This window comes from Mesorhizobium sp. B4-1-4 (assembly GCF_006439395.2).
In the GTDB taxonomy this organism is placed as follows: Bacteria; Pseudomonadota; Alphaproteobacteria; order Rhizobiales; family Rhizobiaceae; genus Mesorhizobium.
Genome location: NZ_CP083950.1, coordinates 6113057 through 6128283, shown reverse-complemented (window position 1 = coordinate 6128283; position 15227 = coordinate 6113057). Strand labels below are relative to the sequence as shown.

14 protein-coding genes are annotated in these 15227 nt (G+C 57.9%); 6 read left to right on the top strand and 8 right to left on the bottom strand.

All coding sequences use genetic code 11. The annotated features are described in order from the left end of the window. Nucleotides 1-2: 2 nt before the first annotated feature. The 7 genes from FJW03_RS29300 to FJW03_RS29270 form a co-directional block, all read right to left on the bottom strand. The gene (locus tag FJW03_RS29300; RefSeq protein WP_140766183.1) at nt 3-1094 is read right to left on the bottom strand and encodes an acyl-CoA dehydrogenase family protein; all 1092 of its coding nucleotides are present in this window, start codon (nt 1092-1094) and stop codon (nt 3-5) included. 5 nt (nt 1095-1099) lie between these two features. Then, a complete protein-coding gene (locus FJW03_RS29295; RefSeq protein WP_140766184.1) occupies nt 1100-2284 on the bottom strand; it encodes an acyl-CoA dehydrogenase family protein in 1185 nt (394 codons plus the stop codon). A gap of 3 nt (nt 2285-2287) precedes the next feature. Beyond that, complete coding sequence (locus tag FJW03_RS29290) at nt 2288-4378, bottom strand: 3-hydroxyacyl-CoA dehydrogenase NAD-binding domain-containing protein (protein WP_140766185.1); 2091 nt, start codon at nt 4376-4378, stop codon at nt 2288-2290. Nucleotides 4379-4390: 12 nt separating this feature from the next. Continuing rightward, nucleotides 4391-5581: an acetyl-CoA C-acyltransferase gene (locus FJW03_RS29285; protein ID WP_140766186.1), complete on the bottom strand. Its 1191-nt coding sequence runs from the start codon at nt 5579-5581 to the stop codon at nt 4391-4393. 220 nt (nt 5582-5801) lie between these two features. Beyond that, nucleotides 5802-6470 carry a 3-oxoacid CoA-transferase subunit B gene (locus tag FJW03_RS29280; RefSeq protein ID WP_140766187.1) on the bottom strand — a complete coding sequence of 223 codons (669 nt, stop codon included), beginning with the start codon at nt 6468-6470 and terminating at the stop codon, nt 5802-5804. Continuing rightward, a complete protein-coding gene (locus FJW03_RS29275) occupies nt 6467-7189 on the bottom strand; it encodes a 3-oxoacid CoA-transferase subunit A (RefSeq protein WP_140766188.1) in 723 nt (240 codons plus the stop codon). Before FJW03_RS29275 ends, FJW03_RS29280 begins: the two co-directional genes overlap by 4 nt. 188 nt (nt 7190-7377) lie before the next feature. Next, nucleotides 7378-8091: a hypothetical protein gene (locus FJW03_RS29270; protein WP_181173310.1), complete on the bottom strand. Its 714-nt coding sequence runs from the start codon at nt 8089-8091 to the stop codon at nt 7378-7380. 572 nt (nt 8092-8663) lie between these two features. Here FJW03_RS29270 and FJW03_RS29265 point away from each other — a divergent pair. The 6 genes from FJW03_RS29265 (at nt 8664) to FJW03_RS29240 (ending at nt 14223) form a co-directional block, all read left to right on the top strand. Beyond that, the gene (locus tag FJW03_RS29265) at nt 8664-9827 is read left to right on the top strand and encodes a M20 aminoacylase family protein (RefSeq protein WP_140766189.1); all 1164 of its coding nucleotides are present in this window, start codon (nt 8664-8666) and stop codon (nt 9825-9827) included. Between the two features lie 318 nt (nt 9828-10145). Then, nucleotides 10146-10985: a transporter substrate-binding domain-containing protein gene (locus tag FJW03_RS29260; protein ID WP_140766190.1), complete on the top strand. Its 840-nt coding sequence runs from the start codon at nt 10146-10148 to the stop codon at nt 10983-10985. A 69-nt stretch (nt 10986-11054) separates the two neighbouring features. Then, on the top strand, nt 11055-11720 hold the full coding sequence (gene ehuC / locus FJW03_RS29255; protein ID WP_140766191.1) for an ectoine/hydroxyectoine ABC transporter permease subunit EhuC: 666 nt from the start codon (nt 11055-11057) through the stop codon (nt 11718-11720). 1 nt (nt 11721) lies between these two features. Continuing rightward, complete coding sequence (gene ehuD, locus FJW03_RS29250; protein ID WP_140766192.1) at nt 11722-12393, top strand: ectoine/hydroxyectoine ABC transporter permease subunit EhuD; 672 nt, start codon at nt 11722-11724, stop codon at nt 12391-12393. Then, on the top strand, nt 12393-13208 hold the full coding sequence (gene ehuA / locus FJW03_RS29245) for an ectoine/hydroxyectoine ABC transporter ATP-binding protein EhuA (protein ID WP_140766193.1): 816 nt from the start codon (nt 12393-12395) through the stop codon (nt 13206-13208). The genes ehuD and ehuA overlap by 1 nt, the downstream gene beginning before the upstream one ends. A gap of 223 nt (nt 13209-13431) precedes the next feature. After that, complete coding sequence (locus tag FJW03_RS29240; protein ID WP_140766194.1) at nt 13432-14223, top strand: SDR family oxidoreductase; 792 nt, start codon at nt 13432-13434, stop codon at nt 14221-14223. Nucleotides 14224-14401: 178 nt separating this feature from the next. Here the strand turns inward: FJW03_RS29240 and FJW03_RS29235 are convergent, their stop codons facing one another. Next, complete coding sequence (locus FJW03_RS29235; protein WP_140766195.1) at nt 14402-15115, bottom strand: SDR family oxidoreductase; 714 nt, start codon at nt 15113-15115, stop codon at nt 14402-14404. Nucleotides 15116-15227: the final 112 nt, after the last annotated feature.

The window sequence follows — 15227 nt, the reverse complement described above, 5'->3', positions numbered from 1 at the left end:
CCTCATACCGCAGTGGCTTGCGCCCCTCCCTTGTTCAGTTTGATCAGGCGAAGCAGATGGTCGTTCTGGTCCCCGAGCTGGTGGTCAATCATCACCAGCCGTTTGGCGTAATGCGAACCTGGGTATTCCCATGTCATGCCGATGCCGCCGTGCAGTTGGATCGACTCTTCAGCAATCTTGGTCGCCATGCGCCCCACAAGATTTTTGGCCATGGCGACCAGGCGGGACTGCTCCGAAGTGCCGTAGCTGGCGACGGCAGCGATCGTGATGGAGCGGCACTGCTCCAACTCCACCATCATGTCCACGACACGGTGCTGGAGCGCCTGGAAGCTTGCCAGCGCGCGACCGAACTGCTCGCGCTGCTTGAGGTAATCGACAGTCAGATCGATCAGGCGTGTCATTGCACCAACCGCCTCAGCGCATAACGCTACGCGGCCAATGTCCAAGGCGTCTTCGATTTCTCTCGCACAGTCTGCTGCTATCAATTTGACGGCCAAGTCGTCCATGACAAGCTCTGCAATTCCGCCTCCGTCGATCATGGCCGCTTCGATAATTTGAGGGCTTTCGAGCAGGAAGAGACCCAGTCCCTGATCGGCGCGCGCCACGACAAGCAAGTGATCGGCACCGGGGGCGCCATAGATCGCCGACTTGCGCCCATTCAGGAACCAGCTTCTTCCCACCTGACGGGCAGTGGTCTCGATGCAGGTCAAATCGCAAGAGACCTGCGGTTCGCAAACCGCCAGAGCCATTCGCGTCTCCCCTGCAATCACCGCCTCAAGCAAATCACTGCTGGGGAAGACGGCCAGCAGCCGTAGGCACAGCAGATTTGCCAAAACCGGCTCGGCGCACAAAGCGCGGCCAAGTTCCTCGAAAATGACCAAAACATCCTGAGCGGTGCCGCCAAAGCCGCCTTGCTGTTCTCCCACAAAGGCCCCGAGGATGCCCATTTTTGCCAACCCTGCCCAAATCTCGCGCGAATGGTAGGGCGCCCGATAAGCCAGCTGCCCACGGTCGTCGATGCTGTAAGTGTCCGCCAGATAGCGGCGCAGGGAGCTTGCCAGGATCTGGTGGTGCTCGGAATAATTGAAGTCCATGGCACTCAGTTCCCAAACAGCGCTTTAGCAACGATGTTGCGCTGTATCTCATTGGAACCGCCAAAGATCGACAGCTTGCGATGGTTGAAATAGATTGGCGCGGCCCGCGCTGCTTCGGCGGGAACGCTTAATTCATCTTCAGACAAATCATGGGCGATTGGCGCAGCGTGTGGTCCAAGGGCTGAACGATAAAGATCCTGCAACGCCTGCCTGATTTGTGTGCCTTTGAGCTTAAGCAGCGAACTTTCGGTAATTCCTGCTGCCCCGTCGCGGGTGTTGATCAGCATCCGAAGATTGGTGACCCGCAGCGCTTCAAGCTCGGCGTCAAGTTCTGCTGCACGCGCGGCATAGACGGGGTTGTCGGCCAACTTGCGTCCGTCACGGACGATCTGGTCTGCGAGTTTGTGGTAGCGCCTTAGGTCTCGTATGGAAAACCCGATTCCGGCAATGTTCGTGCGCTCGTGCGTGAGCAGGTATTTTGCGATTGTCCAACCTTGATTTTCTTCGCCGACCAGGTTGCCGACCGGGACACGGACATCGGTGAAAAAGACTTCGTTCACCTCACAGCTTCCATCGATCAACCGGATCGGCCGCATCTCAACGCCTGGCGTGTTGAGATAGATCAGCACAAAGCTGATACCTTCCTGAGGCTTGCCTTCAGTCGAGGTCCGCACCAGGCAAAAGATTTTGTTGGCGTGCTGCCCAAGCGTCGTCCAGGCCTTCTGCCCATTCACGATATAGTCATTGCCGTCGCGCACTGCGCGCGTCTTGAGACTGGCAAGGTCCGACCCCGCGCCGGGTTCGGAATAGCCTTGGCACCACCAGTCACGACCATCCAAGATGCGGGGGAGCATTTCACGTTTTTGCTGTTCGGTGCCAAATTTGATCAGTACCGGGCCAAGCATGTTTAGCCCAAACGCAGGGATGCGCGGTGCTCCGTTGAGCGCGCATCCCTCGGCAAAGATATGCCGCTCGACCGGCGTCCAGTCCGTCCCGCCATATTCTTTGGGCCAAGTCGCAGCCAGCCATCCCTTTTCGTTCAGGATCGCCTGCCATCGCAGGAAATCGCACTTGCTGAGCTCCTTGCCAGCCTTGACCTTCTCAGCGATGTCGCTCGGCAACCGTTCTGCGATAAAATTCCGCACCTCATGCTGGAAGGAGCGTTCGCTGCTGCTAAGTTCCAGGTTCATCGCTCACCTTTGGTTCAAATCGGCGAAGCCGCGTTTGGTTTTGGCCAGTTGGCGCAGCAGGTCCGGCACTTGCCAGTAATAGCGATCTTCCTTGGCGAAAGCCTCAATCCGTTCAACCAATGCGGCGGCGCCGATCCGATCCGCGTAGTTGAGCGGACCGCCTAAATGACGCGGAAAGCCGTAGCCGAACAGAAAAACGGCATCGACATCGATGGGGCGCATGGCAACGCCTTCGGCGACGACACGAGCGGCCTCCGAAATCATTGCGGTCATGTAGCGAGCGACGATGTCCTGATCGGTGAAGCGGCGTAGGGTTACGCCGGCGGCAGCACGTTCGGCCTTCACAATCGCCAATGCATCGGGATTGGGCCTTCTGATTTTCGGATCGTCATAGAGATAGTAGCCGCGTCCGCTCTTGCGGCCGAACCAGCCATGCTCACAAATTCGATCGGCGATCGCGACGTAGCGTTCTTCGGCTGGACGAGTCGGTGCTTTGCGTTTGCGCGTGGCCCAGCCGATGTCGAGACCCGCCAGGTCCGCCACTGCAAACGGACCCATGGCAAATCCGAAATCCTCCAGCGCATGGTCGATCTGCTCGAAGGCGGCGCCATCCAGCAGCATGTAGTCGGCCATCTTGCGGTAGTGGGCGAGAATCCGGTTACCTATGAAGCCGTCACAGACACCGGAGCGAACAGCGACCTTCTTCATGCGGCCGCTTAGCGCCAGCGCTGTCGCAACCACCTCTGGGGCGGTCCGGTCGGCGACGACCACCTCAAGCAAGCGCATTAAATGCGCCGGCGAGAAGAAATGCAGCCCGATCACGTCCTGCGGGCGAGAAGTCGCCGCGGCAATCAAATTGACATCAAGGTAGGAGGTGTTCGTGCCAAGCACAGCACCGGACTTGCAGATGTTATCCAACTTGCTGAAGAGCTCGGTTTTGGTGGCGATATCTTCGAATACTGCCTCGATAACAAGATCGAGTGTCGCCACGTCCCGGAGGTCGGTCGTGACAGCAAGGCCCAAAAGCAGTTTATCTCGGGCCTCGGCGGTGGACTTTCCCCGTTTGATGGCCTCGTCAAAGTTCTTGGCCACGGCCACCTTGGCCATCTCAGCTCGCTCGGCTGCCATTTCAATCAGGGTGACGCGAAGCCCCGCCTGAAGCAGAGCCGTGGCAATTCCCACGCCCATGGTGCCGCCGCCAATCACTGCTGCCGTTTTCATCTCACGCGGCGTCGCGGCCGCTTCGGGAATGCGTCTGACAACGCGCTCGGCGTTGAAAGCGTGAATGAGCCCTTGCCTGTCGGGGTTGTCCATCAACTCGCCAAACAGCCGGCGTTCCGTCTTGATTCCCTCGACAATCGGTTCGCCGGAGTGGCTGATCGCCTGGATCGCCTTGATCGGTGCCGCCAACAGCGGTCGCTTGGAAGAAAGCCGTTCGATTGCGGCGGCAATCGTCGCCGAATCCGGTTTGATCGCGATGTCGCCGGTGCGGCGGAGCATCAGCGAACCGTTCAGTGCCGCTTTCGCAGCCGAAAGCGCCGCCTGGTGCGGAGGGCCTTCTCCGATGGTGTCCAAAAGGCCCAAATCGAGCGCTTCCTCAACCGCGACCTGGCGACCCGAGCTGATCATGTCGATGGCTTTGTCAAATGCAATCAACCGCGGTAGGCGTTGCGTACCGCCGGCACCCGGCAGCAAACCCAAGGTCACTTCGGGTAGACCGACATGCGCACCAGGGAGTCCGACCCTTGCATGGCAAGCCAATGCCAGTTCCAATCCGCCGCCGAGCGTCGTGCCATGGAGCACAATCACGACCGGCTTTAGGCTTGCTTCGATCTGATCCAGCACATCGGACAATCGAGGCGCAACCAGCGGCTTGCCGAATTCTCGAATATCAGCTCCCGCGGAGAGGGCCTTTCCTTCGCCATAGATGGCAATCACCTGGACTTCCGAAGCGGCGTTGAGGGCTGCTACTGCGTCTGCCAGCCCCTGGCGAGCGACAGCGCCTAGCGCGTTGACTGGGGGATTGTTCAACGCGATTAGGCCGATCGCGTTCGCAACCGTTGTGCGGATCAATGCACTTTCTGTGTCCACCATGCCGTCGTCTCCTCAGCCCAGCCGCTCGATAACCATTGCAATGCCCTGGCCGACACCCACGCACATCGAAAGGCAGGCATAGCGGCCGCCGGTGCGCTCCAGCTGCCGCATTGCCGTTAGAATGATACGGGTACCGGAAGCACCCAGAGGGTGCCCGATGGCGATGGCACCGCCGTTGGGATTAAGCCGGCTATCGGCGGGATCGAGATCTAGCTGCTTGCAGCAGGCGAGAACCTGACTGGCGAATGCTTCGTTGATTTCGATGACATCCATGTCGTCCAAGGTCAGACCCGCACGCTCCAAGGCCTTTGGGACAGCGAAGCCGGGCCCAATTCCCATGATGCGCGGCGGGACGCCGGCAACCGCCCCGGAGACGATGCGTGCCCTCGGTTTGGGCCCAAGGTCCTTGGACCCGACCAGCAATGCCGCCGCGCCATCATTGATGCCCGATGCATTTGCGGCCGTCACCACGCCACCCGCAAACAGCGGCTTGAGCGCGGCCATCTTCTCTAACGAAGCCTCCGGGCGCGGATGTTCATCGGCATCGACGACCGTTGCGGCCCCACTTTTGCCGGGAATTTTGATGGGGAGGATTTCGTCCCTGAAGAAGCCCTGCGCGCGGGCAGCCTCATATTTTTGCTGGCTAGCGTAGGCAAACGCGTCGCACTGTACGCGCGTGACGTCGTATTCCGCAGCCAGATTGTCTGCCGTTTGCGGCATTGTGTAGTCCCCGAATTTCTCGGCGAACCCCGCGTTCGAAAAACGCGTCCCAATGGTCGAATCGTAGATCTCCGGCTGACGGTTCCAGGCGCTCGGCGATTTTCCCAGAACGAACGGAGCGCGGGTCATGCTTTCCACGCCGCCCGCGACATAGAGTTCGCCCTCGCCAACGGTGGTGGAGCGGGCCGCATCCAAAACCGCCGCCATCCCCGAGCCGCAGAGCCGATTGACGCTCAGCCCGCCAGCTTGCATGCGCACGCCACTCAGCAGACCGACAAAGCGCGCCACGTTACGGCTGTCCTCACCGGACTGGCATACATTGCCAAGGATCACGTCTTCGATTTTCTCAACCGGGAGATCGGATTTCGCGACCAGCGCATTGACAACCGCTGCCGCCAGATCGTCGGGACGGATCCCCGCAAGAGCCCCACCATGGCGTCCAAAAGGACTGCGCAGCCCATCGTAAACATATCCGTGAAGCATTGAACCGTACCTTTTTCTCTGGGCTGCCTCGCCAGCGGGCGGCAGCCGTTTTCAACATGTCGTGGCGTGACCAGGGCTGCCGTTTTTGTCAGCAACCTAAGGAGGTCGAGATCACGGACCGTGAATTGAGCGCCGCGGCCATGAGAGTTTGGCCAGGGCGCTGCGAAGAAGCGCGCACTCCGGGCGCGCGGCACAATGAAATATCAAGGCTTCGACCACGTCAGAGGTCCGGGGCTACGAGATCAGCGACGGAAGTGTCGACGTGCAGCTTGGCGCCAGTTACCTTCTGAAGAGCATCGAGGGAGAGACCAGATAGCTTTTCTCGCAATACGAAACGCTGGCCTTCTATGTCCACGACCGCCAGTGAAGTGTAGACGCGCGTTACACAAGCGACCCCAGTCAGCGGGTAAGTACAAGACTCAACGAGCTTTGGTGCGCCATCCTTCGTGACATGGTCGGTGACGACGGCCACGCGCTTTGCGCCGTGGACAAGATCCATCGCGCCGCCTACTGCCGGCACTCCAGCAGATCCAACGCGCCAGTTGGCGAGATCGCCGTTTTGTGCGACCTGAAAGGCACCAAGGATGGCAACGTCCAGATGGCCGCCGCGTACCATGGCGAAACTGTCTGTATGGTTGAAAATGGAAGCGCCCGGCTTCAACGTTACGGCCTTCTTGCCGGCGCTGATGAGGTCCCAATCCTCATCCCCGGCTTCTGGTGGCTCGCCGAAATTCAAGATGCCATTTTCGGAATGAAAGATCGCTTCGCGGCCTGGCGGCTGGAACCTAGCCGCCATTTCAGGAAAGCCAATCCCGAGGTTTACGTAAGCGCCATCAGGGATGTCTTGCGCCGCACGCCATGCGATCTGCGCGTTGGTAAGTTTTCTCATTGGTGCGCGTGTCCTTGATGGACCAGCAGTTCTTCCTGCTGCGGATTCGGCACTTCGACGACAACGTCGACGAAGATGCCGGGAGTGACCACCGACTCCGGGTCGATTCCGCCGGCGGATACGACGCGCCGGGCCTGAGCGATCGTCCGAGCTGCCGCCATGCACATGACAGGGTTAAAATTGCGAGCGGCCAGCCGGTAGGTAAGATTGCCGTGGATGTCCGCCGTGTCGGCCTTGATCAGCGCAAAGTCTGCCTTGAGCCATCGCTCCTGGACGTACATGGAACCATCAAACTCGGCGACCGGTTTTCCCACTGCGAGTTCAGTCCCGTAGGCAGTCGGCGTGTAGAAGGCCGGAATGCCGGAGCCACCGGCGCGAATACGTTCGGACAAGGTGCCTTGCGGCACCAGTTCGAGTTCTATCTCGCCAGCCAGATATTTCTCATTGAAGATCCGGGAGTCTGAGGATCGTGGGAACGAGCAGATCATCTTGGTTATCATGCCCGCACCGATCATCGCGGCGAGACCGACGCGGCCGTTACCGGCATTGTTGTTGATGACAGTCAGCCCGCCGGGGGCGCCGGTGGCACGATAGCGATCGATCAGCGTATGGATCAACTCGATCGGTGAGCCGGAACCACCAAAGCCACCGATCATCAGGGTAGCGCCGTCGGTTATCTCAGCGACCGCGCCACCTACTGTGCCGCAACGTTTGTCCATAACGTCTCCCCGGTGACAATGCCGGTTCTACCGGAAAGCGTTCCGGATGAAGCGCAGCTGTGCCCCTATTGATGGCTTTCTAATCGGTCGCTGCGCAGGCGGCGCCGCAAAGACCACTTCGAGCTTATGCAGCGACCATGGAAGAACCCGAACGGATGCCAATCCAGGGAAATCAACACGAGCGAGCATCAGACCGAAGCGAGGGACGCCAATGTCAACCGGCACAAGTCCGTGATGTCATAAATGGGCAGTCCCGTGCTGCGACGGATCGTTGGCGTGACCAATGGGAAGGCTGTACACTCGAAAAGAATGGCGGCAATTTTCGGGTGCGCCTCCTGTAGACGCGCAACGCAGGCGACAACATCTTTCTCAATGTCGGCGACGTCCGTCGGCGGCGGCGGTCGCATCATCTCATTTTGCAACAGCTTGCCGCCTTCGATGCCGCCAACGACAATTCTGGATCGATCTTTTGCTTTGTCGATCCCAAGCAGCTCGTCGCTTACCTTCGTCGAGTCGGCTGTCACCACCGCAAGTTTACCCGTTGCCGGAATTTGGCGCAGCAAGGCAGGCAATATGATCAGGCTCGACAGTACTACCGGCACGTTCACGGCAGCAGCCACGGCTGCTTGATGACGCATGAAGAAGCCGCAGTTCGAGCTTATCGCCACCGCGCCTCGCTCTACCAAACGCTTGGCGGCGGCGATGCACGCTGGCTCGAGTGCCGGATCGCCCTTGATGACGACATCCGCCCAAGCGCCGGCTACGGTTTCCGAAATCACGGCAAAGTCATAAGTGGCGGGATTCATAAGGCTGCCCGGCCTGGGCTCCGAAGGTTTCTCGCCGGGTGGCAGACCTCTCTCAAGATTCAAAATTCCGAGGGATTTCAAGGCTTGCGAGCCCATTTTCACACTCCAAAGTGTAAGCTTCAAAACAGAAGGCGTTGAACACGAAGGCGCTGTGGAACCGACTATTCAGCCCCAGGTCGATATGCTGCCGCAGGCTACTTCACCACGTGCCGCTAGCTATAACGTCTCGCCTGAGAATTCATCAGCAGCATTACTCCCGTCAAATTTCGATTTTAGATTTCGGCTATCTAAAAGCGTGATGGCTCGGCGATTGAACCTCGGCGCTGATCGGAAGGATTGCTTTTCCAATCGCCGAAAGCTCCTCGGACAATCGGCAGACCCGCTCGGAGTGGTTCGCGCAACCGGGGCGGCAGCCTCGACTTGGGAGGCGTCTCGGTGGTTGACGCAGCAGCGACCAGTCCGAGCGCTGCGATCTTAGCTGGATCCGCGCGCCGCACTGCTTCCGCCAGCCATATTGGCTTCGAAACGCTTGTATTTCAATAGCTTCGGGTCGATCTCGCTCCGAGATGACCGCGATATACAAACTGCATTTGACGGGCCCCGTTGGGCAATTGATGCTCGCCTGATAAAACAATCTGGAAGACCATAAACCTATTCGGGAACGAGATATGCTCAACGTTGAACCTTTTCGGGAACTAGAGGCCGAGGTGACCGAGTGGCGTCGTCACCTCCATCAACACCCAGAGCTTGACTACCGGGTGCACAACACGGCGAAATTCGTCGCTGAGAAATTGGCCTCATTCGGAATCAATCACATCGAAACCGGAATTGCCGAGACAGGCATCGTCGCATTGATTCAAGGCGAAGGCGGTGACGGACCGACGATTGGGCTAAGGGCAGACATGGACGCCCTGCCAATCGTTGAAGCGTCCAACAAACCTTGGTCGTCCCAAGTGCCTGGTAAGATGCACGCGTGCGGTCACGATGGCCACACAGCCATGCTGCTGGGGGCCGCAAAACATCTCGCAAAGACGCGCAATTTCAAGGGAGCGGTCGCGTTGATCTTCCAGCCGGCCGAAGAGGACGGCCGGGGCGGACAAAAGATGGTGCAAGAGGGCATCATGGAACGTTTCGGCATCTCTCAGGTTTTCGGCATGCACAACTCGCCCGGCATTGAGATCGGCAAATTTGGTATCGCCGATGGACCGATATTGGCCGCGCTCGACGAGTTCGATATTGTCGTAAAGGGCCGAGGCGGCCATGCAGCTCAACCGCATCGGACGATCGACCCGGTCGTCATCGGCGCGCAGATCATAATGGGCCTGCAAACCCTGGTTTCTCGCTACACCGATCCTACCGAATCGCTCGTCATTTCCGTCACCAAGCTGAGCGCAGCGCAGGCCTACAACATCATTCCTGAGCAGGTGGAATTATCCGGCACTGTTCGCACGCTGCTCCCGAGCGTGCGCGACTTCGCCGAGCAGCACATTCTTTTGTCCGCCAAGGGCATTGCGCAGGGCTTTGGCGCAGACGTGGAGTTGAAATACCGGCGCCTCGAACCGATGACCATCAATCACACCGAAGGAACTGACCTGGCAGTCAAGGCTGCCCGCAAGCTCGTCGGTGCGAATTCCGTGGATGACAAGGTCAAACCCCGAATGGGCTCGGAGGATTTCGCCTACATGCTTCAGGCGCGCCCAGGGGCGATGATTTGGCTCGGCAATGGATCGACCGCGGGTTTGCACAACCCGGCCTACGATTTCAGCGATGAGGCGCTCCGCTACGGTATCGGCTACTGGGTCAGCCTGGTCGAGACAGCATTACCGGCATGATTTTGGACAGCCAGCAGGTGCAGTCCGCTGGTCAACCATGACTGCGAGGCAAGGCCCATCTGGGTGCCATCCCAACAGAGTTCGCGATGAAGGAAACAATACCATAGGAGGTTATGCGCTGACCTGGGAGGTAGCAAAAACGCAACACCTGTAACACACGTCAGTGATGTTAGGGTTCGGCGCATGCGCTAGCTTGTTCTCCAAGCTGTGGCGAAGGTAGCCGCCGGATGTTCGACGGATGCGGCCAAAGAACGCTATCTCGATAGGTAAATCGAACACCAAATCAATCTCGACAAAACCAAAGAGAGGAACTCAATAATGAAAACTAGGCTCTTCGCGCTGCTTGCCGCAGCTGCTCTTTCAATGGGTACTTCAACGTCGGTCACGCTGGCAGGCTCACTCACCGATCACATCAAAGATGGCAAACCAATTCGGCTCGGATTCTTCGTGTCGAAGCCGGGCTCCTATCTCACTGACGACGGCAAACCAGCCGGCAATATGAACACGATCACACTGGGTGTTCTCGAGAAGATGGGCTATACGAAGATCGAGCCGAGTGCGATGGACTGGGGCGGCCAGATTCCAGCACTTGATGCCGACCGCATCGATATCGTCACTGGGGGGTTGTACATCACAAAGAAGCGTTGCGAGAGCGTCGCGTTTTCCAATCCTGTGATTGTCGTTCCTAATTCCCTTGTTGTTCAGAAAGGCAACCCGAAAGGGCTCGAAAATTATCAGGACATTCTGAACAAGGGCTCAATGCTGGCAGTCGTCTCCGGGTTCGCCACCATCGAGCAGGCCAAACATGCCGGCATCACCGAAGCCCATATGATGGCTTTTCCGGGTAACACCCAAGCCCTTGCCGCAATCAAGGCAGGGCGCGCCGACGCCTTCGCCACTTCGTCCACGGAAGCCGAGGATATGGCGAAGAGTTCCAACGGTGAACTCGAGGCCACCAATCCTGACAAGATGCCAGACAAGAACTATGTGGCTGTCGGTTTTCGCAAGAGCGACGCAGACTTCGTGAAGGCATTCAATGATGCAGCCTCCTCGTATGTGGGTTCGGCCGAAATGATGAAGGCGACCGCCGCCGACGGCTATAATTCAAAGATGCTTCCTGGCAAGGTGACGGCAGACGAAATCTGCAAGAACCTTTAAGATATCACCATCCTCGCGGAGCGGGTCCGTAGACCCGCTCCGGCTTCGCTATTAGTGATAGGATGGCCTATGTCGCTTTGGAAATTTGTAGAACAGTATTGGCCCAAACTTCTTAACGGCACGATCGTGACCCTGGAGCAGTTTTTGGCCGCAGCAATCCTTACCGTTTCGGTGTCGACTCTCTTCGGCCTGATGAAGCTTTCTGGCAATTCTGTATTCAGATCTATTGCCGTCGTCTACATAGAATTTTTCCGTGGAACCTCCCTTCTTGTCCAGTTGTACTGGATGTACTTCGTCCTTCCGGTATTCGGTTTTCCCTTGGAGAAATTTACCGCAGGTTTTGTCGCGCTCGGACTGAACGCTGGCGCCTATGGCGCGGAACTGGTGCGTGGTGGCATCCAGGCAGTCCCCGCCGGCCAGTGGGAGGCCGCATACGCGCTTTCCTTGTCGCCTTCAAAGCGCATGTGGCGCATCATCCTCCCTCAGGCTCTGCTGATCATGCTTCCGCCGTGGGGAAATCTTCTGATTGACGTGCTCAAAGGCACCGCTCTGGTCTCGCTGATCGCGGTTGCGGATCTTATGTTCCAGGTGAATGAAATCAACCAGATGACCTATTTGTCCGCGCAGGCATTCGGAACTGCTCTATTGATTTACTACGTATTGGCCCGGGTTCTTCTGACCCCTTCCCTGCGCTGGCTTGAGGCAAGGCTGCGCCGAAAACTCTCGAGGGATTGATATGGACCTCACCTGGCGCTGGGATTACGTATGGACAATCCTTCCGAGGCTGCTTGATGCAACGCTCTACACGTTAGCGGCAGCTGCCACCGGCTACGGAATCGCCCTCGTTCTCGGGCTTGTCTTGGCTCTGCTGCAGAGAACTGAAGTGAGGCCACTCACCGCAATAGTGCGCGAGTTCATCGAGTTCATTCGTTCGACTCCGCTGCTCCTCCAAATTTTCTTCATCTTCTTCGTGGGTCCGCAAATAGGCATTCAACTTTCACCCTGGGTATCGGGCATGATAGCCCTCGGCCTCTACTACTCCGCATATATGTCCGAGGTGTATCGTGGCGGCTTGGAAGCAGTTCCGGGAGGTCAGTGGGAGGCCTGCAAGGCGCTGAATCTTTCTCATCGTCAGACATATGTCCGCATTATCATCCCTCAGGCCATACCACCGGCTTTGGCTGGCATGGGGAACCTATTCGTTGGGATCTTCAAGGACACGCCGATGCTCTCGGTGATCGGTGTCGCGGAACTGATGCATAATGCCAACGCGATAGGGGCAGAAGACTATCGCTTTCTGGAACCTTACACGATCGTGGGTCTCATCTTTTTGGCCATCTCGCTGCCGGCGGCCGGTCTGATCCGGATGCTTGAAGGTTGGGTCCGCCGCAAACTGGGAATGCAGTAATGGACATCTACGCCAACTACCCTTTGGAGCTGAAGGAAGCCCATGCGCCTATGGTGCGCTTCATGGGCGTCACCAAGCGCTATGGCGCCCTCACCGTCCTGGACCAGCTCAATTTGGACGTGGCCGAGGGTGAGGTGGTCTCGATCATTGGTCCCTCCGGATCCGGCAAGACGACCGTTCTGCGAATGCTGATGACCCTGGAAACGATCAACGGCGGGGTCATCTATGTCGATGGCAAGCCGCTCACCCACATGCCCAAGCGTGGTGTGCTTGTTCCTGGCGATTCACGCTACCTGCGGAAGATGCGCACAAACATCGGAATGTGCTTTCAGCACTTCAACCTTTTTCCTCATATGACTGCCCTGCAAAACTGCATGGAAGGGCCGGTCCAGGTCCTCGGACTCTCCAAGCCGGAAGCGCGGGAAAGGGCTGAGGAGCTGCTTGATATGGTGGGGATGATAGAAAAGAAGGACCAACATCCCGCTCGCCTTTCTGGTGGCCAGCAGCAGCGCATTGCAATAGCTCGCGCTCTTGCCATGCGGCCGAAGGTCATGCTGTTCGACGAAGTGACCTCCGCACTTGATCCTGAAGTCATCGGAGAAGTCACCAACGTTATCCGCAAGATCGTGTCAGACTTTCGCTTGACCATGCTCATGGTGACGCATCAGATGGGCTTCGCCCGCGATATTTCGGATCGCGTTTGCTTCTTTTTTGGGGGGAAAATCGAGGAGCAAGGTCCACCTGAGGAGTTCTTCGGGAATCCAAGGCGGGAACGCACGCAGAAGTTCTTGTCCGCCGTCAAGGAAGCCGATTGAACATGCGGCAATCGCCGTTATGGCCAAAGACTTGCATCTGTCGTGGGGAGGTCGTCGACAGCCCCCGTTGCAACGATGATGTATCTGACGGCTCCCTAGCTTGCCGCTTCGAAGCCAGGCAAAGCTTGGCCACATCTGAGACGTGCGTTCCACAAGCATCATTCTCGACAATGACCGCCACCGCGGTTCGGCATGAACGCAGTTAGCTTGGAGCGGATTGATCATGAATGAATTGGGTCGAAGAGTGCTGGTTACCGCAGGTAGCAATGGGCTTGGTTTTGCAATCGCCAAGCGACTTGCTGCCGACGGTGCGCAAGTTGTCATTTGCGGTCGCAATCAGTCGGCATTGAACCAAGCGGTGGTCGAGCTGCAAAATAGCACGGCATGCAAAGGTGCTCATGGAATTGTGGCTGACCTTGGCAGCCGATCCGAAGTCGACATGTTGTTTGACCGAGCTATTGAGCTCATGGACGGTGTTGATTGCCTCGTCGTGAATTCCGGCCACATGCCTTACGGGACGATCGAAACGCTGAGCGACGCTGATTGGGACGATTCGTATGAGATGCTGCTCATGAGCGCGGTGCGGCTGTCGCGGGCAGCGGCTAAGCAGATGAAGGCGTCAAGTCAAGGCGGGGATATTGTGTTCGTCACCTCCGCGGGAGTTCACGAAGCCACGAGCCATTTGCTCTTGTCGAATGTCATGCGCGCAGGAATAGCGGTGGTAGCGAAACATCTCGCTGATGTCCTTTCAAACAGCGGAGTTCGTGTAAATGTTGTGGCGCCTGGATATTTCGACACAGGGCGGGTTCGCAATAGAATCGATGCGTTGATGCGTGAACAACGTCTGGACCGGCAAGGCGCCACTGAGCAGATAGCCTCGGCCAATCCGTCCGGACGGATAGGGACGGCCGATGAGCTTTCAGAGTTGGTTGCTTTTGTGGTGGGCAGCCGAGCGAGATACCTCAACGGCACGACGATCGTGATCGATGGTGGAAGTGGGCGACTTGTAACATGAGATCCCTGCGCAACACGCTGCCGACCAGTCAGAAGGATTCGCCCAGCAGCAGCTTGATCTCGGTGCACAAAGCGCAGGCAGACCGGCCAGAGGCAAAACCGCAGGCCATCGGCCGTTGAGGATTCAAAAGAAATTTCCTGCAAGCAGCGATGACGTCCCAGATGACCGTCAATATTGCTTAACTCGCGAGCCCGACGGTCATTCCCCCACACACATACAACGTCTGACCGGTGACGAAGCCGGCACGATGATCGAGTAGCATGGCGACTGCATGCGCGACATCTTCGGGGACGCCCATTCGTCGCACGGGAATGGCCTCGACGATCGCCTTGGTGCGAGGATCTTCCGGTGGGTTGGCGGCCTCGAAAAGAGCGGTACGGATCGGACCGGGAGCTACAGCATTGGCAGTTATGCCGTAGCGCCCCAACTCCAATGCCCAAGTCTTGGTCATGCCGTGCAAACCGGATTTTGTTGCCGCATAAACGGAGCGCAGCTCTTTGCCCAGCGCCACCCGGCTGGTTATGTTTACGACGCGTCCGAGGCACTGTTCCTTCATGCCGGGAAGCACAGACTGCAGACATTGAAGCGCGCATCGCAGATTCATCGACACCACGGCTTCGAGGTCAGCGATTGTGGCATCCTCCACCGCAGCTGGCCGCACGATGCCAACGTTGTTGACGAGCCGAGTAATGGGTCCACCCGCGAGCGCCTGCGACAAGGCCTTGCCAGTGGTCTCCGGCGTCGACAGATCAGCCTTGACCCATAGACCTTGGCATTGAGGCGGGGGGGACAGATCGAGGTTTATGCAGTCAAAGCCATCCTGTGCAAGCCTTGTGATTATGGCATGGCCTATCCCGGACGATCCGCCTGTGACGAGTACGCGCTTGTTCATCCCTGACCTCTTGGAGCTAGCCTGTTGTCTTGCAGAAAAAAATGATCGTTGGACCGATCAGCATCGGCACTCCCACTAGGCGTCACGTTGGCCGTGCGGCGCAGCTTGAAAT

Coding starts and splice junctions, on each gene's coding strand:
- FJW03_RS29300 (WP_140766183.1), bottom strand. CDS start 1,094: ATGGACTTCAATTATTCCGAGCACCACCAGATCCTGGCAAGCTCCCTG.
- FJW03_RS29295 (WP_140766184.1), bottom strand. CDS start 2,284: ATGAACCTGGAACTTAGCAGCAGCGAACGCTCCTTCCAGCATGAGGTG.
- FJW03_RS29290 (WP_140766185.1), bottom strand. CDS start 4,378: ATGGTGGACACAGAAAGTGCATTGATCCGCACAACGGTTGCGAACGCG.
- FJW03_RS29285 (WP_140766186.1), bottom strand. CDS start 5,581: ATGCTTCACGGATATGTTTACGATGGGCTGCGCAGTCCTTTTGGACGC.
- FJW03_RS29280 (WP_140766187.1), bottom strand. CDS start 6,470: ATGAGAAAACTTACCAACGCGCAGATCGCATGGCGTGCGGCGCAAGAC.
- FJW03_RS29275 (WP_140766188.1), bottom strand. CDS start 7,189: ATGGACAAACGTTGCGGCACAGTAGGTGGCGCGGTCGCTGAGATAACC.
- FJW03_RS29270 (WP_181173310.1), bottom strand. CDS start 8,091: ATGGGCTCGCAAGCCTTGAAATCCCTCGGAATTTTGAATCTTGAGAGA.
- FJW03_RS29265 (WP_140766189.1), top strand. CDS start 8,664: ATGCTCAACGTTGAACCTTTTCGGGAACTAGAGGCCGAGGTGACCGAG.
- FJW03_RS29260 (WP_140766190.1), top strand. CDS start 10,146: ATGAAAACTAGGCTCTTCGCGCTGCTTGCCGCAGCTGCTCTTTCAATG.
- ehuC (WP_140766191.1), top strand. CDS start 11,055: ATGTCGCTTTGGAAATTTGTAGAACAGTATTGGCCCAAACTTCTTAAC.
- ehuD (WP_140766192.1), top strand. CDS start 11,722: ATGGACCTCACCTGGCGCTGGGATTACGTATGGACAATCCTTCCGAGG.
- ehuA (WP_140766193.1), top strand. CDS start 12,393: ATGGACATCTACGCCAACTACCCTTTGGAGCTGAAGGAAGCCCATGCG.
- FJW03_RS29240 (WP_140766194.1), top strand. CDS start 13,432: ATGAATGAATTGGGTCGAAGAGTGCTGGTTACCGCAGGTAGCAATGGG.
- FJW03_RS29235 (WP_140766195.1), bottom strand. CDS start 15,115: ATGAACAAGCGCGTACTCGTCACAGGCGGATCGTCCGGGATAGGCCAT.